Source organism: Streptomyces sp. Wb2n-11 (assembly GCF_001049855.1).
Taxonomy (GTDB): domain Bacteria; phylum Actinomycetota; class Actinomycetes; order Streptomycetales; family Streptomycetaceae; genus Streptomyces; species Streptomyces altiplanensis.
Genome location: NZ_CVPB01000001.1, coordinates 5,712,245 through 5,733,041 on the forward strand (window position 1 = coordinate 5,712,245; position 20,797 = coordinate 5,733,041).

A 20,797-nucleotide genomic window follows, 5' to 3' on the forward strand; every position below is an offset into this window, starting at 1 on the left:
ATGGTCCGTGCACAGTTCGAAAGATCGGCCCGGCCCCCAGGGGCGGGCCGCCGCCTATCCGGAAGGAAACGCGTGGAAGCCAACCCTCGTAGCACCGGGCGTCTGCCGGCAGCCTTCCTGACGCCGGGCTCGTCGTCGTTCATGGACTTCCTGGGCGACCACGCCCCCGAGATGCTGCCGGGAAGGCGTGTCCTGCCGCCCACACAGGGTGTCGTGGAGGCGCCGCACGGCACGACGATCGTCGCTGCCGCGTTCCCCGGCGGTGTGGTGCTCGCCGGTGACCGGCGGGCCACCATGGGCAACATGATCGCGCAGCGCGACATCGAGAAGGTCTTCCCGGCCGACGAGTACTCGGCGGTGGGCATCGCCGGCACCGCCGGTCTGGCCGTGGAGATGGTCAAGCTCTTCCAGCTGGAGCTCGAGCACTTCGAGAAGGTCGAGGGCGCCCAGCTCTCCCTGGAGGGCAAGGCGAACCGGCTCTCCACCATGATCCGCAGCAACCTGGGCATGGCGATGCAGGGGCTGGCCGTCGTCCCGCTCTTCGCGGGCTGGGACGTCGACCGCGACAAGGGCCGCATCTTCTCGTACGACGTGACGGGCGGCCGCTCCGAGGAGCACGGCTTCGCGGCCACGGGCTCCGGGTCCATCTTCGCCCGCGGGTCGATGAAGAAGCTCTACCGCGACGACCTGACGGAACAGCAGACGACCACCCTGGTCGTCCAGGCGCTGTACGACGCAGCCGACGACGACTCGGCGACCGGCGGCCCGGACATGGCCCGCCGTATCTACCCGATCGTCACCGTGATCACCGAAGAGGGGTTCCGGCGGCTCAACGAGGCGGAGTCCTCCGAGCTCGCCCGCTCGATCCTCGAGCGGCGGATGGAACAGCCCGACGGTCCCCGGGCCGCGCTCCTCTGACGGCCCCTGTCTTCCGAACCCACGTGCCACTGACAGAAAGGGACGGATAACCGGTGTCGACGCCGTTCTATGTCTCACCCCAGCAGGCCATGGCCGACCGGGCGGAATACGCCCGGAAGGGCATCGCCCGCGGTCGCAGCCTTGTCGTGCTGCAGTACGCCGACGGCATCGTATTCGTCGGCGAGAACCCGTCCCGCGCGCTGCACAAGTTCAGCGAGATCTACGACCGGATCGGCTTCGCGGCCGCCGGCAAGTACAACGAGTACGAGAACCTCAGAATCGGCGGCGTCCGGTACGCCGATCTGCGCGGATACACCTACGACCGTGAAGATGTGACGGCCCGTGGCCTCGCCAACGTCTACGCGCAGACGCTGGGCACGATCTTCTCCAGCAACGGGGAGAAGCCGTACGAGGTGGAGCTGGTCGTCGCCGAGGTGGGCGCCCGGCCCGAGGGCGACCAGATCTACCGGCTGCCGCACGACGGGTCGATCGTGGACGAGCACGGCTCGGTCGCGGTCGGCGGCAACGCGGAGCAGATCAGCAGCTTCCTCGACCAGCGCCACCGGGACGGGATGACGCTGGCGGAGGCGCTCAAACTCGCCGTGCAGGCGCTCTCGCGGGACACCAACGGAAGCGAGCGGGAGATCCCCGCCGAACGGCTCGAGGTCGCGGTCCTGGACCGTACGCGACCGCAGGAGCGGAAGTTCAAGCGCATCGTCGGCCGTCAGCTGGCCCGCCTGCTGGAGGCGGACGGCGACGCGGCCGCGCCCACCGACACCCCTTCGGACACCGAGGACGCCGAGGGCGCGGGGGAGTAACCGCTCCGGACGTCCCGGCCTGTGCCCCGGACCGCCCGGCGGCCCGGGGCACAGGCGTGCCGGAGACCTGTCAGGCGCGTGCGGTGGAGCCGCGGACCATCAGTTCCACCGGGAGGTCGCCGCCCTCGGGCCTGCGGCCGTCCAGGACGGCCAGCAGCGCCGCCATGCCCCGCTCCCCGACCTGCTCGGCGGGCAGCCGCACGGTGGTGAGCTCGGGCTCCACGGCGGTCGCGAGGGCCAGATCGTCGAAACCGGTGACCGAGACGTCCTCGGGCACTCGCAGTCCCAGCCGCCGCAGCGCCTTGCAGGCGCCCGCCGCGAGGATGTCGTCGTCGCAGACGAGCGCCGTCGGCCGGGGCCCGGGGCCGGTGAGCGCCAGCTCGGCGGCGCGCCGGGCGCCGTGCACGTCCAGGGGTGCCGGCACCGTGCGTACGACGGCGTCGGGGGCCCGGCGCAGCGCGTCGCGGAGCGCTCCGCCGCGCACGTCGAAGGTCCAGGAGTCCACGGCCGACGCGAGGTGGACGAACCGGCGGTGGCCGAGGACGAGCAGATGCTCTGTCACCTGGCGCATCCCGTCGGCGATGTCGAGGTTGACGTGCGCGGCGGCGCCGGGGTCCGCCGGATCGCTGTCGAGCATCACGAGCGGCAGCCCCGCGCCCCGGATCGCCCCCAGGGCGCCGGCCGCCATGGAGGACGCGATGACGCCGTCCAGCGCGGCCCGGGCCGAGGCGAAGGGGTCGCGGGCGGGCCCCGTCCCGTCGGGGGAGGGGTAGAGGACGACGCCGAAGTCGTGCTCGGCGGCCGTGCGGGCGGCGCCCGCGTAGACCCGGGCGAAGAACTCGTTGGTGAGCGCGGGCACGACGAGCAGGGCGGTCCTGGTCCTGCCGAGCCGCAGGTTCCGGGCGGCGAGGTTGGGCCGGTACCCGAGCTCCCGGGCCGCCTCGCGCACCAGGCCCGCGGTGCGCTCCGAGACCCGCCCGCGCCATTTGTCGCCCAGCACGAGCGACACGGTGGCCTGCGAGACCCCGGCGGCGCGGGCGACGTCCCTGCTGGTCGGCGTCGTGGCGGGCGCCGCCGGGCGGTCGGCGTCGTGGGTGTCGTCCGGGCTGGTCACTCGTGCCTCCGCAGCAACGGCTTTCCGCCGCGAGGTGGACCCGCGGCCTGGCTCATGGTACGTATGACACAGGACGTTATACGTAAAACTTCGGTGTGTGCCGGAGCGGAGAGGGGCAGACATGGCCGCGGGATACGCGGAACTCCTCAGGACGCGGCACGCCGCGCGCCTGCTGGCGGGCACCCTGGTGGGCCGGCTCCCCAACGCCACCGCGCCCATCGCGATCGTGCTCTTCACCCGCGCCGAGGGCGGCAGCTACTCGCTGGCCGGCGGTCTCGCCGCGGTGTACGGGCTCGGCAACGCCGTCGGGCAGCCGCTGCTCGGCCGCGCCGTGGACCTCCACGGGCAGCCGCGCGTGCAGCTCCCCGCCGCCGTCCTGTCGGCCCTCGGCATGGTCCTGCTCACCTTCGCCGGCATCGACCCGCTGCCGCTCGCGTACGCCGCCGTGGCGTTCGCCGGGCTCCTCACCCCGCCCCTCGAAGGGGCCTGCGGGCCCTGTGGCCGAACGTGCTCGGCCGTGAGGACCGGGTGCACCGGGCGTACGCCATGGACGCGGTGGCGCAGGAGATCATGTTCACCGTCGGTCCCCTGCTCGTCACGCTGCTCGTGGCGCTCCGGTCGCCGGCGGCCGCACTCCTCGTCATCAACGCGGTGGGCGTGCTGGGCGCGCTCTCGGTCGTACTCTCCGAGCCCTCGCGTGCCTGGCGTTCGGCGCCCCGCGAGGCCCACTGGCTGGGCGCCCTGCGCTCGCCGGGCCTGCTGGCCCTCCTCGGTTCGTTCTTCTTCGTCGGTCTCGCCCTCGGCTCGATCACCGTCGCGGGTGTCGCGTACGCCGACGACCACGGCCGGGAGGCGGTGTACGGCTGGCTGATGGCGGCGCTCGGCCTCGGCGCGCTCGCGGGCGGCATGGTGTACGGCGCCCGGCAGTGGGCCGGAGCCCCCGAGCGGCGGCTGCGGTTCCTCGTCGCGCTGCTGGCGGCCGGCTACCTGCCGCTGATGCTCACCCCCGGCATTCCCCTGATGGTCTTACTGGCCGCGGTCTCCGGGGTCTTCCTCGCACCCGCGCTCGCCTGTGCCTTCATCGTCGTCGACCGGCACGCCCCCCGCGGTACCGTCACCGAGGCTTTCTCCTGGCTGGTCACCACCTTCGGCGTAGGGGCGGCGGTCGGAACCGGCGCCGCGGGACCGGCCGTCGAGCACGGCGGCACCGCCGCGAGCTTCGCCGTCGCGGCGGCCGGCGGAGTCGCCGCGCTGCTGGTCCTGCTGGCCACCCGGCGGGTTCTCACGATTACCCCTGCCGGGCCTCTTCCCACGGACTCCGTCGTAATGCCTTCCGAAAATGATCGAATCGGTGCGGCCGAACCCGGTTTCAGGACAGGCCATCAGGCGTAATGTTCAGTCATGGACCGCCGCATTTTCGGGCTGGAGAACGAGTACGGCGTCACGTGCACGTTCAGGGGACAGCGCCGACTGTCTCCTGACGAAGTGGCGCGCTACCTCTTCCGCCGTGTTGTGTCATGGGGCCGCAGCAGCAATGTCTTCCTGCGGAACGGCGCCCGCCTCTACCTCGACGTGGGATCGCATCCGGAATACGCAACTCCTGAATGCGACAACGTGACCGAACTCGTCACCCACGACAAGGCCGGCGAGCGCATTCTCGAAGGTCTGCTCGTCGACGCCGAACGCCGCCTGCACGAGGAGGGAATCGCGGGCGACGTCTATCTCTTCAAGAACAACACCGACTCTGCGGGAAACTCCTACGGCTGCCACGAGAATTACCTGGTGGCACGCCATGGAGAGTTCTCCAGGCTCGCGGACATCCTCATCCCGTTCCTCGTCACCCGGCAGCTGATCTGCGGAGCCGGCAAGGTGCTGCAGACCCCGCGTGGCGCGGTCTTCTGCGTCAGTCAGCGTGCCGAGCACATCTGGGAGGGCGTCAGCTCCGCGACGACCCGCTCCCGGCCGATCATCAACACCCGCGACGAGCCGCACGCGGACGCCGAGCGCTACCGCAGGCTCCACGTCATCGTCGGAGACTCGAACATGTCCGAGACGACCATGCTGCTCAAGGTCGGTGCCACCGACCTCGTCCTGCGCATGATCGAGGCGGGCACGGTGATGCGCGACCTCACCCTGGAGAACCCGATCCGGGCCATCCGCGAGGTCAGCCACGACACCACCGGGCAGCGCAAGGTGCGTCTGGCGAGCGGACGTGAGGCGTCCGCCATAGAGGTACAGCGCGAGTACTACGAGAAGGCCGTGGACTTCGTGGACCGCCGCGGCATCCGTACGGGCACGGTCGAGCAGGTCCTCGAACTGTGGGGCCGCGCGCTCGACGCGATCGAGGCGGAGGACCTCGACCGGATCGGCACCGAGATCGACTGGGTCATGAAGTACAAGCTCATCGAGCGCTACCGGGCCAAGCACAACATGACCATGTCTCATCCCAGGGTCGCCCAGATAGATCTCGCGTACCACGACATCCACCGCCGGCGCGGGCTCTACTACCTGCTGGAGAAGAAGGGGCAAGCCACCCGCATCTGCAACGACTTGAAGATCTTCGAAGGCAAGTCGGTGCCTCCGCAGACCACCAGGGCACGGCTGCGCGGCGACTTCATCCGCAAGGCCCAGGAGCAGCGGCGGGACTTCACCGTCGACTGGGTGCACCTCAAGCTCAACGACCAGGCGCAGCGCACCGTGCTGTGCAAGGACCCCTTCCGGTCGGTGGACGACCGGGTGGAGAAGCTCATCGCCGGCATGTGATCCGGCCGTCGCGAACCCGGCGGGAACGCAATCCGGGCCCCGCACGTTCCTCGTGCGGGGCCCAGCCACGCCTTAGAGTGGCGGGCACTACTGTGCCGTCTGAGATCTGAGGAACACGTGCGCCGACTTGCCGGCCTACTTGTCGTCCCCCTGCTGCTGCTCTCGACAGCGGCGTGCGGCAGCGACGACGACAAGGGCTCCGACTCCACCTCGTCGAAGAACGGAGTGCCGGCGATCACCGCGGGCGCCAAGTTCGGCGAGAAGCCGACCCTCGCCAAGGGGGAGGGCGACCCGCCCAAGGAACTCAAGACCGAGGTCCTCAGCAAGGGCAAGGACGACGCTGCGACCCTCAAGAAGGGTGACGCCATCGAGGTGAACTACCTCGGCCAGCAGTGGGACTCCACGAAGCCCTTCGACAACAGCTTCGACCGCAAGCAGCCGTTCCCGCTGACCCTCGGCGCGGGCATGGTCATCCCCGGCTGGGACAAGGGCCTGGAGGGCCAGAAGGTCGGCAGCCGCGTCCAGCTCGTCATCCCGCCGGAGGACGGTTACGGCGCGCAGGGCCAGCCCCCCACGATCAAGCCCAACGCCACCCTGGTCTTCGTCGTGGACATTCTGAAGGCCAAGTCCATTCCCACGTCCGCCAAGGGCAGCGAGGTCGCGCAGGACAACATCGACCTGCCCAAGATCGGCACCAACACCGACGGCAAGGCGCCGAAGGTCACCGTGCCGAAGAAGTCCGACCCGCCGAAGAAGCTGGTCTCCAGCTACGTGCTGGAGAGCGACGGCGCGAAGGTCAAGGACACCGACACGGTGTCCGTCGCCTACCAGGGGCTGATCTGGAAGGACGGCAAGCTCTTCGACAGCACCTACGCCCAGGGCAAGACCCAGCAGTTCGCGCTCCCGCAGGTCACCCTGAAGGGCCTCAAGGACGGCCTGGTCGGCAAGAAGGCCGGCAGCCGTCTGCTCCTCGTCATCCCGCCGGACCAGGCCTTCGGCGACAAGAAGCAGGACACCATCCCCGCGAACTCGACGCTGGTCTTCCAGGTGGACATTCTCGCGGTGATGTAAGACTGTCCAGGTTGCCCAGTTCGTAGTACAGAGGAGCATTTTCCGTGAGCATCGAAAAGCCCGAGGTCGACTTCCCGGGTGGCGAGCCGCCGAAGGACCTGCAGATCAGGGACATCTGGGAGGGCGACGGCGCGGTGGCTCAGGCGGGCCAGAACGTCAAGGTCCACTACGTGGGCGTGTCCTTCTCCACCGGTGAGGAGTTCGACTCCAGCTGGAACCGCGGCACGCCGCTGCAGTTCCCTCTCGGTGCCGGCCGCGTCATCGCCGGCTGGGACCAGGGCGTGCAGGGCATGAAGGTCGGCGGTCGCCGCGAGCTGATCATTCCCCCACACCTCGCGTACGGCGACCAGGGCGCCGGCGGCGCCATCAAGCCGGGTGAGACGCTGATCTTCGTCTGCGACCTCGTCGCGGTCTGATCAGGCACGAGCGGTACGAGGTACGAGGGTCCATGCCGTCCGGCATGGACCCTCGGCTTTTGTCGGGACACCCCGGAGCGGTACGGTCGAGGGTCGTAGAGCAAGAGAGAGGGTGCCGATGGCGATTGCCAAGGCCGAACGGTTGATGAATCTGGCGTTGTGCCTGCTGGGGACCCGGCGCCCGCTCAGCAAGCGGGAACTGCGGGGGTCCATCGAGGCCTACCTGGAGGCCGGCACCGACGATTCCTTCAACCGGATGTTCGAGCGCGACAAGGACGATCTGCGCGAACTCGGTCTGGTCATCGAGACCGTCGAGAACCTCGACGGCGACGTCGGCTACCTGGCCCGCCGCGACAGCAACCGGCTCCCTCCCATCACCCTCGACGCCGAGGAGGCCGCCGCCCTCGGCCTCGCGGCCAAGGTCTGGCAGCAGGCCCGCCTCGCCGGCGCCGCCAGCGGTGCGCTGCAGAAGCTGCGCGCAGCGGGCATGCCGGAGGCGGAGGACCCGTACGAAGGCCACCACAGCGCCCTCGAACCGCGGATTCCGGTGCACGAGACGGCCTTCGAACCGCTGATGCTGGCCTGCCGTGACCGGCGCCCCGTCGTCTTCGACTACCGCAAGGCGAACGCCGCCCGCGCCGAGACCCGGCACGTGGAACCGTGGACGCTGGAGTGCTGGCGCGGCCACTGGTACCTCGCGGGGTGGGACCGCGAGCGCGGTGCCGAGCGCGTTTTCCGGCTCTCCCGGATCACCGGCAAGGTCCGCTCCCGCGCGGGGTCCTTCACCGCCGAGGTGCCGGACGTCGTGACCGTGCGCGAGACCGTCGAGAGCTGGGCGGGCGAGACCGCCACCCGCACGGCCCGGATCAGGCTGCGCTCGGGTTCCGGCTATCCGCTGCGGGCCAGGGCCACGGCCGTGCGGGACCTGGGCGGCGGCTGGGACGAGCTGGAGATTCCGTACGGCCACGGGCTCGACGCGGGGCTCGTCGAGCTCGGCCCCGAGGTCGTCGTACTGGAGCCCGCTGACCTGCGGGCGGACGTCGTGGACCGGCTGCGCGCCGTGGCCAAGGACTGAGGGGACCACGACTCATGGTCACGAACGCGATCGACCAGACCCGGCGGATGCTCTCCCTGGTGACGTACCTGCGCGAGCGCCCCGGCGCGCACGTCAGTGATGTCGCCCGCGCCTTCGGGATCACCGAGGACGAGCTGATCTCCGACCTCGACGTCCTGCCCATGTGCGGAACGAGCTTCCGGGGCGGCGACCTGCTCGACATCGACACCGACGGCGACCGGATCTGGTGGCACAACCCCGACGACGTCGCCGAGCCGCTGCGGCTCGCCGCCGACGAGGCCACCGCCCTGCTCGTCGCCGCCCGCGCCGTCTCCACCCTTCCCGGCCTGCGCGAGGGCGACCGGCAGGCGCTGCTGCGTGCCACGGCGAAGCTGGAGGCCGCCGCGGGCGAGGCGGCGGGCGCCAGCTCCAGGCTGTCGGTGACCTTCGAGTCCGAGGGGGGCGTCTTCGCCGAGGTCGACCGGGCGATCTCGGAGCGGCGCCGGCTGTGGCTGCGCTACTACTCTCCGGCGCGCGACGAGCTCACCGAGCGCGAGGTGGACCCGATCCGGCTCTTCGCCGTGGGCCACACGTACATGGAGGCCTGGTGCAGGCACTCCGAGGCGCGGCGTACGTTCCGGCTCGACCGGGTCGCCGAGATCAGACTGCTCGACGAGCCGTCCGTACCGCCGGAGATCGAGCTGCGGGACCTGTCGGAGGGGCTGGTCCAGCCTTCGGCGGACGACCCCGAGGTCGTGGTGGAGGTCGGGCCCGGTGGCCGCTGGGTCGCCGAGTACTACCCGCACGACAGCGCGGAAGAGCTGCCCGACGGCGGTCTGCGGATCACCCTGCGCACACCGGAACCGGCCTCGCTGCGACGGCTGGCGCTGCGCCTCGGCGGGGACGGGCACATCGTGTCGCCCCCGGAGCTTGCGGCCAGCGCGCGGGAGGCGGCCCGTGAGGCGCTCGCGGCGTACGAGGGTCCCGGCCAGGCGTAAGGAGATTGGTGGACATGTCGCTACTGCCCGGTATCCCCACCCAGGTGGGGCCGGTCCTCTTCAAGGCCGGCTGCCCCGACTGCGGCGCCCGCTTCGAACTGTCCGCGGGTTCACTGCGCCTCGCGATCGGCGCCAGCCGCCGTACGACCTTCTACTCCTTCACCTGCCCCGAGTGCGAGGCTGCGGTCCGCAAGCCGGCGGGTGAGCGGATCGTCGAGCTCCTCACCGGTGGCGGCGTGCGGACGCTGCGACTCCACTCCACCGTCTGACCGTCTAGGCTCTGCGCATGCTCTGGCCCATGCTCGCAATCGCTCTTGGTTTCTGTGGTCTCGCCGTACTCGGCGTCCTGGCGGTCAGGGTGTTCCTGGAGGTCCAGCGCCTGGGCCGCCAGGTCGCCGACACCTCGGCGGAGATCAACGCAGCCGCGGAAAACCTGGAGCGCGCGGCCGGGAACCTGGCGCGCAGTGGCGAATCCTGGCGGTAGGAAGCGCGGTCTCCACCGGTGATCGGCCGGGGCGTACGCTGGTGGAGCGGCTCCATGAGCGAGGCGCGGGCCGCAATTCGAAGTACGCATGGGCATTGCCCTGCGTTTACTCCTACGGGTTACGATCGCTTCCAGTACGAAGGGCGGACGCCTGTCCAACCGGAAGGACAGCCCGCAGCTCCACCCCAGCCGCCTCGGTGAGAAGGAAGTCGCACATGATCGGCAATTTGAAGCCCCTCGAGATCGTTCTGATCCTCGCCGTCATTCTGTTGCTGTTCGGCGCCAAGAAGCTTCCCGACATGGCGCGTTCGCTCGGCAAGTCCGCTCGCATCCTTAAGAGCGAGGCCAAGGCGATGAAGAAGGACGACGAGGCTGCGGCTGACTCTGCCACCCCCACCACGCCCGACTCCCAGGTAGCGGCGCCGCGTACGATCAAGGCTGCGCCCGGCGACGTGACCAGCGCCCGCCCGGTGAACGACCCGAGTCACACCACCCAGAGCTGATGAGGTCGACCGACCTCGTTCACTGACAGCTGCCGCACGAGACAAGGGGCGTGGGTTGCTCAAGTCTGCCCGCAAGCAGGTCAAGGATGATGAGGGGCGTATGCCCCTGGCCGAGCACCTGCGTGAGCTGCGTAACCGACTGCTGAAGTCTGTGCTGGCCATCGTGATCGCGGTGGTAGTCGCAGCCTTTTACCAGCGGGAAATCTTCCGGTTCCTGATGCAGCCGATCCTGTCTTCGGTAGGTTGCGTGGACGGCGCTACGACCATGGTCAACGGCAGGCCGTGCGCGTCGATGACCACCAATGGCTTGCTGTCGCCCTTCACTATCGCGCTCAAGGTTTCGCTCATGGCGGGCGTGCTGGTCGCCACTCCGGTGTGGCTCTACCAGCTCTGGGCATTTGTCGCACCGGGTCTGCACCGCACGGAGAAGCGCTACTCGATGGCCTTCGTTGCGGCGGGGGTCCCTCTCTTCGCCGGCGGCGCTTACCTCGCGTACGCGATCCTCCCGCAGACCGCTGAGATCATGCTCAGCTTCACGCCCGACGACGCTCAGAACCTGCTGCCGCTCGACGACTACCTTGACTTGATCACCCGCATGGTGATCGTTTTCGGGTTGGCGTTCGAGTTGCCGCTCCTGCTTATCCTGCTCAACATCACCGGGGTTCTCAGCGGAGTACGCATGCTGCACTGGTGGCGTGCAATGCTCATTGGCCTCACTGCCTTTTCGGCCATTGCCACCCCGGGCGGTGAACCCATTTCCATGCTGCTGCTGGCGGGACCGCTGGCTGTCCTCTACTTCGTCGCGGTCGGCTTCTCTCTCCTCAACGACCGGCGTCGGTCGCTCAGCAACCCTGACCGTGACTTGAGCGACAACGAGGCCTCCGAGCTCGATCTCACCCCTGAAGACATCGGTGAGATCGATGCCGTTCCGGTTGCCAAGGCGCTCCCCGAACAGGCGAGCGAGGCGGGAGAGGGAGTGCAGATGACCAGGTTGAATGGCTACGACGACGCAACCTGATACACACGGCCCTTGAATGATGCCCCGGCGCCGACACCGACGAAAAGAAGGCCCACCAGTAAGACTGGTGGGCCTTCTGCTGTGTAGAAGGATCAGATGGAGGACGTACCGCCCAATGGCCATGTCATGTCACCGGCGGCGCCATCGTTATTGATGTTGCACCAGCCTTGGCGTCGACGGTCTACCCACCGGTGCTGCTGTGGTATGAGTCCGTCGAGTGAGTGATATTTCCGCGCTTGGACATGTTGGTGGCTGCCGCGTAGTTGTATGTTTTGATTCGGTAATCCGAGTCGTTGCGCTGAAGGTGCAGCTCGACATCAATCTTTTCCATACCGGCGCTGGCCCCGCCGCCATCGTCGGACCAGCGGACCTTCGTGTGCGCCTTCAGGTTGTTCGAGTTGTCGCGCGTAACACAGAGTGTGATGCAGAGGTCGAGGTTGGGTCCGATCGTGTCGACCTCTTTGTGCTGCTCACCGGTGCACTTGGTCGCGGCTGCGGCTACTGCGGGGGTTGGCATTGCGGCCATGTCTGTAAGGGCGAGAGCGACGGCGGCGGCCGGTGTAGCGATACGACTGGCTCGAATCTTCAGATATCCCCGACGCGAAGGGCGGCACAACGCCGTGTGATCAGTATATTGCTTTCCGTACACACCCTCCTGATGTGCGCTCGTCAAGAGGTGTTGACGGGCAGGTGAAGGAGCCTTCAGCTTCTGGAGTTACGGAAATGCCGCCCGTGCGTGCAGGGTGTCTGCCGGGTGACCGACGAGGTCATCCTCTCCGTCAATCCCACCCGAGGGAGCTGCCAGGTGCTCCGTGGTCCCGCGGTTGTCGATTAAAGATCCGGCTGACTGTCATACGTGGCGGGTAGGCTCGAAGACAAGATGACAGAGGACCTTTCCCCAGCTGAGCGATACGCCGCTGCCCGGATCCGCGCCGCCGAGCAGGCCACCGCGCTTGCGCCTTTCCGTGAGCTGTACGACTTCGAGCTGGATCCGTTCCAGATCGAGGCATGCAAAGCCCTTGAGGCCGGCAAGGGCGTGCTCGTGGCCGCCCCGACCGGCTCGGGCAAGACCATCGTCGGCGAGTTCGCCGTGCACCTGGCCCTCGCCGAGCGCCGCAAGTGCTTCTACACCACGCCCATCAAGGCGCTGTCCAACCAGAAGTACCAGGACCTGGTCAGGCGCTACGGCGCCGACAAGGTCGGGCTGCTGACCGGCGACAACAGCGTCAACGCCGACGCCCCGGTGATCGTCATGACCACCGAGGTCCTGCGGAACATGCTGTACGCGGGCTCGCAGGCGCTGCGCGGGCTCGCCTATGTGGTGATGGACGAGGTGCACTACCTCTCCGACCGCTTCCGCGGCGCCGTCTGGGAAGAGGTGATCATCCACCTCCCCGAGTCGGTGACGCTGGTGTCGCTGTCGGCGACCGTCTCCAACGCGGAGGAGTTCGGCGACTGGCTGGACACCGTCCGCGGTGACACCGAGGTGATCGTCTCCGAGCACCGGCCCGTGCCGCTGTGGCAGCACGTGCTCGCCGGGCGCAAGATGTACGACCTCTTCGAGGAGTCCGACGACGGCAGGGGCGGCAGGCGCGAGGTCAACCCCGACCTGGTGCGCCTGGCGCGGATGGAGAACAGCAGCCCGTTCGCCCGCGGCCGCGGCCGCGGGAACATGCGGGAGGCGGACCGGGAGCGGGAGCGCAGGCAGCGCAGCCGCATCTGGACGCCCGCCAGGCCCGAGGTCATCGAGCGGCTTGACAGCGCGGGGCTGCTGCCCGCGATCACGTTCATCTTCAGCCGGGCCGGCTGCGAGGCCGCCGTACAGCAGTGTCTGTACGCGGGCCTGCGCCTCAACGACCAGGACGAGCGCGAGCTGGTGCGCGAGATCGTCGAGGAGCGGACGGCGTCCATCCCGGGCGAGGACCTGAACGTCCTCGGGTACTACGAATGGCTCGAAGGCCTGGAGCGGGGCATCGCCGCGCACCACGCAGGCATGCTGCCGACCTTCAAGGAGGTCGTCGAAGAGCTGTTCGTGCGAGGGCTGGTCAAGGCGGTCTTCGCGACCGAGACGCTGGCGCTCGGCATCAACATGCCGGCCCGCTCGGTGGTGCTGGAGAAGCTGGTCAAGTGGAACGGCGAACAGCACGCCGACATCACCCCCGGCGAGTACACCCAGCTGACCGGCCGGGCCGGGCGGCGCGGCATCGACGTCGAGGGGCACGCGGTCGTCCTGTGGCAGCGCGGCATGGACCCGGGCGCGCTCGCGGGACTGGCCGGGACGCGGACGTACCCGCTGCGCTCCAGCTTCAAGCCGTCGTACAACATGGCGGTCAACCTGGTGCAGCAGTTCGGGCGGCACCGCTCGCGCGAGCTGCTGGAGACCTCCTTCGCGCAGTTCCAGGCCGACAAGTCGGTCGTCGGGATCTCGAAGCAGGTCCAGCGGAACGAAGAGGGCATCCAGGGTTACCGGGAGGGCATGACCTGCCACCTCGGAGACTTCGAGGAGTACGCGCGGCTGCGCCGTGAGCTCAAGGACCGCGAGACCGAGCTGGCCAAACAGGGCGCCACGCAGCGGCGGGCCGCGGCGGCCGCGTCGCTGGAGAAGCTCAAGCCCGGTGATGTCATCCATGTGCCCACCGGCAAGTTCGCGGGACTGGCGCTGGTGCTGGACCCGGGGCTGCCCGCCGGGCGTGCCAACGGGCACCGCGGATTCGATCAGCACGACGGACCGCGGCCCCTGGTGCTGACCGCCGAGCGGCAGGTCAAGCGGCTCGCGTCGATCGACTTCCCGGTGCCGGTGGAGGCGCTGGAGCGGATGCGGATTCCGAAGTCCTTCAACGCGCGCAGTCCGCAGTCGCGCCGTGACCTGGCTTCCGCGCTGCGGACCAAGGCCGGGCACATCGCGCCGGAGCGGCACCGCAAGCAGCGCGCGGTGGCGGCCGACGACCGTGAGATCGCGCGACTGCGCGCCGCGCTGCGCGCGCACCCGTGCCACGGCTGCGACGAGCGCGAGGACCACGCCCGCTGGGCCGAGCGCTACCACCGGCTCCAGCGCGACACCAAGCAGCTGGAGCGGCGCATCGAGGGACGGACGAACACCATCGCCCGTACCTTCGACCGGATCTACGCGCTGCTGACCGAGCTCGACTATCTGCGTGGCGACGCGGCCACCGAGCACGGCAAGCGGCTCGCCCGGCTCTACGGCGAACTCGACCTGCTGGCGTCCGAGTGCCTGCGCGAGGGCGTGTGGGAAGGGCTGAATCCGGCCGAACTGGCCGCCTGTGTCTCGGCGTTGGTCTTCGAGGCGCGTCAGGCTGACGACGCGGTCGCACCGAAGGTGCCCAGTGGGGCGGCGAAGAACGCGCTGGGCGAGATGGTCCGCATCTGGGGCAGGCTCGACGCCCTGGAGGAGGACTTCAAGATCAATCAGGCGGAGGGGGTCGGGCAGCGCGAGCCCGATCTCGGCTTCGCCTGGGCGGTGTTCATGTGGGCCTCCGGCAAGGGGCTCGACGAGGTGCTGCGCGAGGCGGAGATGCCTGCGGGCGACTTCGTCCGCTGGTGCAAGCAGGTCATCGACGTCCTGGGGCAGATCGCGGCGGCCGCGCCGTCCTCGGCCGAAGGCAGTACGGTCACGAAGAACGCGCGCAAGGCGGTGGACGCCGTGCTGCGGGGCGTTGTCGCGTACTCGTCGGTGGGCTGACGGCCCCGTCCGGTCGGTCTGTCTCCGCCATGGTGCGCCGCTCCTCTTGAGGGGGGCGGCGCATTCGTGCGTATGGGGCCAACGTGGCTTGTGAGGCGTGTGGTTGGGAGTTATCCACAGGGGTGGTGCGGTGTCGGAGCTGTGCGCTTCCATGGGGTCATGCACAGCGCACGACACGACGCGCGCCGTCCGAACAGGGGAGACCGTCATGACCAAGGGCACGGGTGCGGCCGCCGACGCGCGGGAGCGGGGGCAGGGGCCGACCCAGCGGCGGGGGCCGGGGCGGGAGAAGGCCGTGTCGACCGTGGAGGGGCCGCGCGGGGTGCCGGTCCTCGGCAATCTGCCGCAGTTCGGGAAGGATCCGCTCGCCTTCTTCGAAAGGCTGCGGACGCGTGGCGACATGGTGCGCTGGCGGTTCGGGCCCACGCCGTCGCTGTTCCTGGCCGATCCGCGGCACATCGGCGAGCTGATGACGGAGACGGAGCGGACCTTCGACCAGCCGGACCTCGGGATCGCGTTCCGTACCGTCATGGGCAACGGGGTGGTGGTGGCCCGGAGGCCGGACTGGCGGCGGAAGAGGTCGCTGGTGCAGCCGTCGGTGCGGCCCAAGCAGGTGCGGTCGTACGCCTCCACGATGGCGGGGTGCGCGAGGGAGCTCGCCGACCGGTGGTCGGACGGTGAACGGATCGACATCAAGCGGGAGATGGCGGCTCTCACGCAGCGGATCGCGGTCCGCACCATCTTCGGCGCGGACACCGACGCCGACGCCGGGGCGATCGGGCGGGCGATGGATGTCGCGCAGCGGGAGATAGGCGCGGAGTTCAGCGGCATCGGGGCGCTGCTGCCGGACTGGGTGCCGACGCGCGGGCGGTCCCGGATCAGGCGGGCCGCCGCGGTCATCGACGCGGAGGTCGCCCGGGTCGTCGCGGAACAACGGCAGGGCGACGGGCAGCGCCCCGATCTGCTGAGCCGGCTGCTCGCCGCGCGGGACGGGACCGGGGCGCGCCTTTCGGACGAGGAGATACGCGACGAGACGGTCACCCTGTACATCGGAGGGCACGAGACGACCAGCAGCACGCTGGTGTGGGCCTGGTACCTGCTCGCGCGCAGTCCCGGGGTGCGGGAAGCTCTCGCCGGCGAACTGGACCGGGTGCTCGGTGACCGCGAGCCGGGCTTCGACGACTACGCGCAACTGACCTACGCGCAAGCGGTGGTGAAGGAGACGCTGCGGCTCTATCCGACGATCTGGCTTCTCACCGGGGTCGCCAAGGAGGGCGCGCGGATCGGCGGGCTGCCGCTGCTTCCGGGGACGCGGGTGTGGAGCAGCCAGTGGGCCACTCACCGGGACGCCCGGTGGTTCCCGGAACCGGAGGAGTTCCGGCCCGAGCGGTGGGGCCCCGATGGCGGCGACCGGATACCGGAGTACGCGTGGTTTCCGTTCGGGGGCGGGCCCCGGGCGTGCCTCGGGGCGCGGTTCGCCATGGTCGAGGCCGTGCTGGTACTGGCCGTGCTGGCGCGGCGCTTCGACCTGGATGTCGACCCCGGCGAGATACGCCCGGTGCCGGCGCTCACGCTTCAGCCGGACCGGGAGGTGCTGGCCACGGTCCGGGCCCGGTAGGCGGGCGGGCCACTGTCCCGTGTTACCTCGTGTCGCGGTACGGCGACTTGAAGGCGGCGGATGAGCGCCGGGTCCTGTGTCCGTTCCTGCCGGGAACAGGAACGGACACAGGAGACAGGGTGCCCGGACGGCGTGACGCACCCGAGCCTTCCTGCTGCCGGTTTACTTGGGCATCAGGACGCTGTCGATGATGAAGACGGTGGCGTTGGCGGTGGGGACGTTGCCGCAGACGACGTTCGCGGAGTCGTTGACCTTGTAGGACTCGCCGGAGCCGGCGGTGGTCAGCTTGCTCTTCTGAAGCGTGTCGTAGGAGCCGTTCCCGAGCTGCTTCGAGGTGAGCTTCTCGCCCACGACGTGGTAGGTCAGGATCTTGGTGAGGGTGTCCTTGTCGTTGAGGACCTTGTCGAGGTCGGCCTTGGGGATCTTCGCGAAGGCGTCGTTGGTGGGCGCGAACACCGTGAGGTTCTCGGCGTTGTTGAGCGTGTCGACCAGGCCGGCCTTCTTCACCGCGCTCACCAGGGTGGACAGCGCCGGGTTGTTCGACGCGGCCGTCGCCACCGGGTCCTTGGCCATGCCCTCGAAGCTGCCCGCGCCGTCCTTCGGGACCGTCGCACAGGCGGGGCCGAACGGCTGGTCCATGGTCGACGCGTTGCTGCCCGCCGCGGAGTCCGACGCGTCGGAGGTCTGCTCCACGGTCGGCGAGGCGGCGTCACTGTCCTTGCCGTCGTCGCTGGAGCACGCGGTCAGCGAAAGGGGCAGCAGCGCCGCACCGGCGACGACGACGGCGATGCGCTGGAAGCGGGAGGTGTTCATGGTGTGCTCCTTCAAGGGATACGTACTACGTACGAAGAGGGGGTGAGGAAGAAAACGGCGTGAAGAGGGGCGGGGGCGCGCAGTGCCGGGGCGGAGCACCGGTTCGCCGGCGGTCCGGGAGGTCCGTACGACGCAGTCCTTCGCGACCGGGGGAGTGCGGTCGGTGACCGCGCTGCCGACGGCTGTGACAGGGCCCGCTTCAGGCCGTACGGCCCCCGGGACGAGTTCGGTGACGTAGAGCGCCGGGAACCCTGAGTCCAGTCCGCCGGGAGCGGCAGGGCGGACGCGCACCGGGCGCGCTGCCCCGCGCGGGCCTCGGTCCCGCGCTGCCGTTGCTCCCTGATCTCTGCTCACACCCGGTATTCGGTGCCACGGGAGCTGCGGATTGGTCGTTCGGCCGATCTGATTGATTCCCGTACGGACGACCGATGCGCGGGGGTGTGACGCGGTCAGCCCAGGCCGCGTGCCCGCTCGAAGCGGGCGCGGCCCTCAGCGAGGTCCACGACCGGTTCCGGGTAGTCGATGCGGGCCCGTTCCGGTCCCGTCCACCGTCCACGGCCGGTGGACGGCCGCCCCCGCGATGCCGGCGAGTTCGGGCACCCAGCGCCGCACGTAGTCGCCCTTGGCGTCGAAGCGGGCGGCCTGCGCCAGCGGGTTGAGCAGCCGGTTGGGGCGTGTGTCGGTCCCGGTGCCGGCCACCCACTGCCAGTTGAGCTGGTTGTTGGCGACGTCTCCGTCCACCAGCAGGTCCAGGAAGTGCCGGGCGCCCACACGCCAGTCGACGTACAGCGTCTTGGCCAGGAAGCTCGCCACCAGCAGCCGGCCGCGGTTGTGCATCCACCCCTCGTGCAGCAGCTGGCGCATGGCGGCGTCCACCACGGGATATCCGGTGCGGCCCTCCCGCCAGGCGGCGATCTCCTGCCGGTCCGTACGCCAGCGGTCGCCGCGCGTGCGGTAGTCGGTCCACGAGGCGGCGGGACGGGCCGCGAGGACCTGGTGGTGGAAGTCCCGCCAGGCCAGCTGGCGTACGAACGCGTCCCCGCCCGGACCGCCCTTGCGCCGTGCGCGGTGGATCAGTTCGGTCGCGGAGAGAGAGCCGAAGTGCAGATGTGCGGAGAGCCGTGAAGTGGCGTCCCCCGACAGGTCGTCCTGGCGTTCCCCGTACGCTTCGATGCCGTCCGCCAGCCAGGCGCGCAGCCGTTCACGGCCTTCCTTCTCACCGCCCTTGGCGAGGCCGGGCGACGTTCCCGTGACAGTCCGGGGCGACGGCAGCGGATCGCCGGTGACCGCGTCCGGAACCCGCACCGACCGGGGCGCCGCCATCACATCGCGCACACCGGCCGCTTCCCACTTGCGCAAGTACGGCGTGAAGACAGCGAAGTGGTCCTTGCCGGCCGGCGTGACGTGCCCGGGGGGAACCGCCGTGACCACGGCGTCGTGGACGTGCAGCGCGCACCGCACGCTCCCGAGAGCGGCACGCAGCCGTTCCTCCCTGCGTGCCGCGTAATGGCTCGCGCCACCCGCCAGGTGCACCTCCCGGGCCCCGGACCGGGCCACCACCCGGCCGACCTCTTCCACCACGTCTCCGGTACGGATCACCAGGCGTCCGCCCCGCTCCCGCAGTCCGGCGTCCAGGTCGGCCAGGCAGTCGGCCAGGAACGCGCGGCGGTTGGGTACGTCGAAGCCGGACCGGGCCACGCCCCGGTCCAGGACGAACAGGGGGACCACCTCGTCGGCCCGGCGCAGCGCCGCGCGGAGTACCGGCTGGTCGTACAGCCGCAGGTCCGAGGTGAACAGCACGACGGCAACAGCACTCATGCGGGTGTTCCCTGTCCTTGTCCTGTGCGTCCTTGTGTCCTTGTGTCCCTGCGCCTTGTGTCCCTACATGTTCTTGCACGTCCCTGCACGTCCTCGGGCGGCGCTCTCAAGCGGTCCGGAAGTTCATCAGGGCCAGAGGGGCCGTGGTCGGCTGCGTTGAGCCGCCCGCCGGTTCGACGGTGATGCCCATTCCGCGGGCCGTGCCGACCGGGCCCTCCATCAGTACCGCCGTCGCGGACCCCGAGAGCGCGGACCGGTCCATGAGCCCGGCGGACCGCATCGTGCCGTCTTCGAACCACAGCTGGTAGACCTTGCCGCGCGGCGGCTCCGGCATCCCGGAGGCGAGGAAGACCGCCTTGTCACGCTCACGCGAGACGACCACCGTGCCGGTCGCGCCGTCCGCGATCCTTCCCGTGGTGACCTTGGCGTCGGGTGCGGCGAGCACCGCGGCAAGTGCTTCGGACCGCTGCTGCGCCCGCTGTGCCTGCTCCCGGGCGTCCTGCGCCTCCTGGTGCTGCCACACCGCGACCCCGCCGAAGGCGGCGGCCGCGGCCAGGCAGGCGGCGAGCACGAGGCGCGGCAGGGCGCGGCCCCGGCGCCCGGGGGGCGGCACCCGGGCGGACAGGGGAACCTCGGGCGGGTCCTGGCGTTCGGTGGTGATCCGCCGCATCACCTCCTCCTTGAGGACGGCGGGGGGTGTCACGGTCATCGCGAGCCCCAGCCGCGCCGCGGTGGCGGTGAGTTCACGCACCTCCTGCGCGCAGGACGGGCAGTCCTTGAGGTGCCGCTCGAACTCGGCGCGCTCCTCGGCCGTCAGGGCGTGCAGCGCGTACGCCCCGGTCAGCGTGTGCAGCTCCGCGGTGCTCATGTGCCGACCCCCAGGCAGTCGCGCAGCCGGATCAGTCCGTCGCGCAGGCGTGTCTTGACCGTGCCGAGCGGTACGGCCAGCAGTTCGGCCACCTCGCGGTAGGCCAGTCCCCGGTAGTAGGCGAGCGTCACCGACTGCCGCTGCAGTTCGGTGAGGGTGCGCAGACAGCGCCGTACCTGCTCCCGTTCGAGCCGGCTCTCCACCTCCTCGGTCACCTCGTCGAAGGCGGGCGTGTGCTCCAGCAGCGCCGCCTTCCGTTCGCGGTCCGACGAGGCCTGGGCGGACCGTACCCGGTCCACCGCCCGCCGGTGCGCCAGCGTGAGGACCCACGTCATGGCCGAGCCGCGGGAGGGCTGGAAGCGCGCGGCGCCCCGCCAGACCTCGATCAGCACCTCCTGGGTGACCTCCTCCGACTGGGCCGGGTCGCGGAGCACCGCGCGCACCAGGCCCAGTACGGGGCCGCAGACCGCGTCGTAGACCTGACCGAAGGCATCCCGGTCGCCGCGGGCCACCCTCCCCAGCAACTCCTGGAGGTCGGGTGGCGCCGGGGTGATCCCCCGATGTGCACGACTTCGTTCACGCGGTTTTCCTCCACGGTGCGGACCGGGCCGGGCCCGGGACGGGCTCCACCGCGTATTCGGAGCCGTCGTCCCGCCGGATTGGTCCGGTGCGCAGGCAAGTTCCCTCTCCCCTGGTCGCCTCGGTCTCCACCGGCCGCAGGACAACGAGAACCGGCAAGGCCCCCTGCCGACCGGTGTCGGCAGGGGGCCGGGGCGCGGTGGTCCGTACGGACCGGGGAATCCGTCCGTACGGACCGCCGCGC

Annotated in this window: 18 protein-coding genes and 2 pseudogenes; 14 read left to right on the plus strand and 6 right to left on the minus strand. The window is 70.0% G+C overall.

What is annotated here, in order from left to right:
• The first annotated feature begins 102 nt into the window (after positions 1 to 102).
• Together prcB and prcA are read left to right on the plus strand one after the other, a co-directional pair.
• Positions 103 to 918: a proteasome subunit beta gene (gene prcB / locus BN1555_RS26025; RefSeq protein WP_255306456.1), complete on the plus strand. Its 816-nt coding sequence runs from the start codon at positions 103 to 105 to the stop codon at positions 916 to 918.
• Between the two features lie 53 nt (positions 919 to 971).
• On the plus strand, positions 972 to 1,736 hold the full coding sequence (prcA, locus tag BN1555_RS26030) for a proteasome subunit alpha (protein ID WP_093801647.1): 765 nt from the start codon (positions 972 to 974) through the stop codon (positions 1,734 to 1,736).
• 70 nt (positions 1,737 to 1,806) lie between these two features.
• Here the strand turns inward: prcA and BN1555_RS26035 are convergent, their stop codons facing one another.
• Positions 1,807 to 2,850, minus strand: coding sequence for a LacI family DNA-binding transcriptional regulator (locus BN1555_RS26035; protein WP_255306163.1), 1,044 nt, complete (start codon positions 2,848 to 2,850; stop codon positions 1,807 to 1,809).
• A gap of 121 nt (positions 2,851 to 2,971) precedes the next feature.
• Here BN1555_RS26035 and BN1555_RS26040 point away from each other — a divergent pair.
• The 10 genes and pseudogenes from BN1555_RS26040 (at position 2,972) to tatC (ending at position 11,157) form a co-directional block, all read left to right on the plus strand.
• Positions 2,972 to 4,242: pseudogene (locus tag BN1555_RS26040) on the plus strand (MFS transporter).
• Positions 4,243 to 4,251: 9 nt separating this feature from the next.
• Positions 4,252 to 5,613, plus strand: coding sequence for a Pup--protein ligase (pafA, locus tag BN1555_RS26045; protein WP_093801649.1), 1,362 nt, complete (start codon positions 4,252 to 4,254; stop codon positions 5,611 to 5,613).
• Between the two features lie 117 nt (positions 5,614 to 5,730).
• Positions 5,731 to 6,684, plus strand: a complete 954-nt coding sequence (locus BN1555_RS26050) for an FKBP-type peptidyl-prolyl cis-trans isomerase (RefSeq protein ID WP_093801650.1) — start codon at positions 5,731 to 5,733, stop codon at positions 6,682 to 6,684.
• A gap of 44 nt (positions 6,685 to 6,728) precedes the next feature.
• The gene (locus BN1555_RS26055) at positions 6,729 to 7,100 is read left to right on the plus strand and encodes an FKBP-type peptidyl-prolyl cis-trans isomerase (protein WP_093801651.1); all 372 of its coding nucleotides are present in this window, start codon (positions 6,729 to 6,731) and stop codon (positions 7,098 to 7,100) included.
• Between the two features lie 118 nt (positions 7,101 to 7,218).
• On the plus strand, positions 7,219 to 8,175 hold the full coding sequence (locus BN1555_RS26060) for a helix-turn-helix transcriptional regulator (protein WP_093801652.1): 957 nt from the start codon (positions 7,219 to 7,221) through the stop codon (positions 8,173 to 8,175).
• 14 nt (positions 8,176 to 8,189) lie between these two features.
• Positions 8,190 to 9,152 (plus strand): helix-turn-helix transcriptional regulator, encoded by a 963-nt coding sequence (locus BN1555_RS26065; RefSeq protein ID WP_093801653.1) that lies wholly within the window; start codon positions 8,190 to 8,192, stop codon positions 9,150 to 9,152.
• A 14-nt stretch (positions 9,153 to 9,166) separates the two neighbouring features.
• Positions 9,167 to 9,421: a hypothetical protein gene (locus BN1555_RS26070; protein ID WP_176710134.1), complete on the plus strand. Its 255-nt coding sequence runs from the start codon at positions 9,167 to 9,169 to the stop codon at positions 9,419 to 9,421.
• A 17-nt stretch (positions 9,422 to 9,438) separates the two neighbouring features.
• Complete coding sequence (locus BN1555_RS26075; RefSeq protein ID WP_093801655.1) at positions 9,439 to 9,636, plus strand: hypothetical protein; 198 nt, start codon at positions 9,439 to 9,441, stop codon at positions 9,634 to 9,636.
• A 215-nt stretch (positions 9,637 to 9,851) separates the two neighbouring features.
• Complete coding sequence (gene tatA, locus BN1555_RS26080; RefSeq protein ID WP_093801656.1) at positions 9,852 to 10,139, plus strand: Sec-independent protein translocase subunit TatA; 288 nt, start codon at positions 9,852 to 9,854, stop codon at positions 10,137 to 10,139.
• Positions 10,140 to 10,194: 55 nt separating this feature from the next.
• On the plus strand, positions 10,195 to 11,157 hold the full coding sequence (gene tatC / locus BN1555_RS26085) for a twin-arginine translocase subunit TatC (RefSeq protein ID WP_093801657.1): 963 nt from the start codon (positions 10,195 to 10,197) through the stop codon (positions 11,155 to 11,157).
• Positions 11,158 to 11,338: 181 nt separating this feature from the next.
• Here tatC and BN1555_RS26090 read toward each other — a convergent pair whose 3' ends face one another.
• A complete protein-coding gene (locus tag BN1555_RS26090; protein WP_255306166.1) occupies positions 11,339 to 11,683 on the minus strand; it encodes a hypothetical protein in 345 nt (114 codons plus the stop codon).
• Between the two features lie 354 nt (positions 11,684 to 12,037).
• On the opposite strand from BN1555_RS26090, the gene BN1555_RS26095 reads away from it, so the two are divergent.
• On the plus strand, positions 12,038 to 14,857 hold the full coding sequence (locus BN1555_RS26095; RefSeq protein ID WP_093801658.1) for a DEAD/DEAH box helicase: 2,820 nt from the start codon (positions 12,038 to 12,040) through the stop codon (positions 14,855 to 14,857).
• 208 nt (positions 14,858 to 15,065) lie between these two features.
• Positions 15,066 to 16,475 (plus strand): cytochrome P450, encoded by a 1,410-nt coding sequence (locus BN1555_RS26100; RefSeq protein ID WP_093801659.1) that lies wholly within the window; start codon positions 15,066 to 15,068, stop codon positions 16,473 to 16,475.
• Positions 16,476 to 16,637: 162 nt separating this feature from the next.
• On the opposite strand, the gene BN1555_RS26105 is transcribed toward BN1555_RS26100, so the two are convergent.
• The 4 genes and pseudogenes from BN1555_RS26105 to BN1555_RS26120 form a co-directional block, all read right to left on the minus strand.
• Positions 16,638 to 17,288, minus strand: a complete 651-nt coding sequence (locus BN1555_RS26105) for a fasciclin domain-containing protein (protein ID WP_093801660.1) — start codon at positions 17,286 to 17,288, stop codon at positions 16,638 to 16,640.
• 449 nt (positions 17,289 to 17,737) lie between these two features.
• Positions 17,738 to 19,106, minus strand: a pseudogene (locus tag BN1555_RS26110) (deoxyribodipyrimidine photo-lyase).
• A gap of 106 nt (positions 19,107 to 19,212) precedes the next feature.
• On the minus strand, positions 19,213 to 19,974 hold the full coding sequence (locus BN1555_RS26115) for an anti-sigma factor (RefSeq protein ID WP_093801661.1): 762 nt from the start codon (positions 19,972 to 19,974) through the stop codon (positions 19,213 to 19,215).
• Complete coding sequence (locus tag BN1555_RS26120; protein WP_093803650.1) at positions 19,971 to 20,528, minus strand: sigma-70 family RNA polymerase sigma factor; 558 nt, start codon at positions 20,526 to 20,528, stop codon at positions 19,971 to 19,973. The genes BN1555_RS26115 and BN1555_RS26120 overlap by 4 nt, the downstream gene beginning before the upstream one ends.
• Positions 20,529 to 20,797 lie beyond the last annotated feature (269 nt).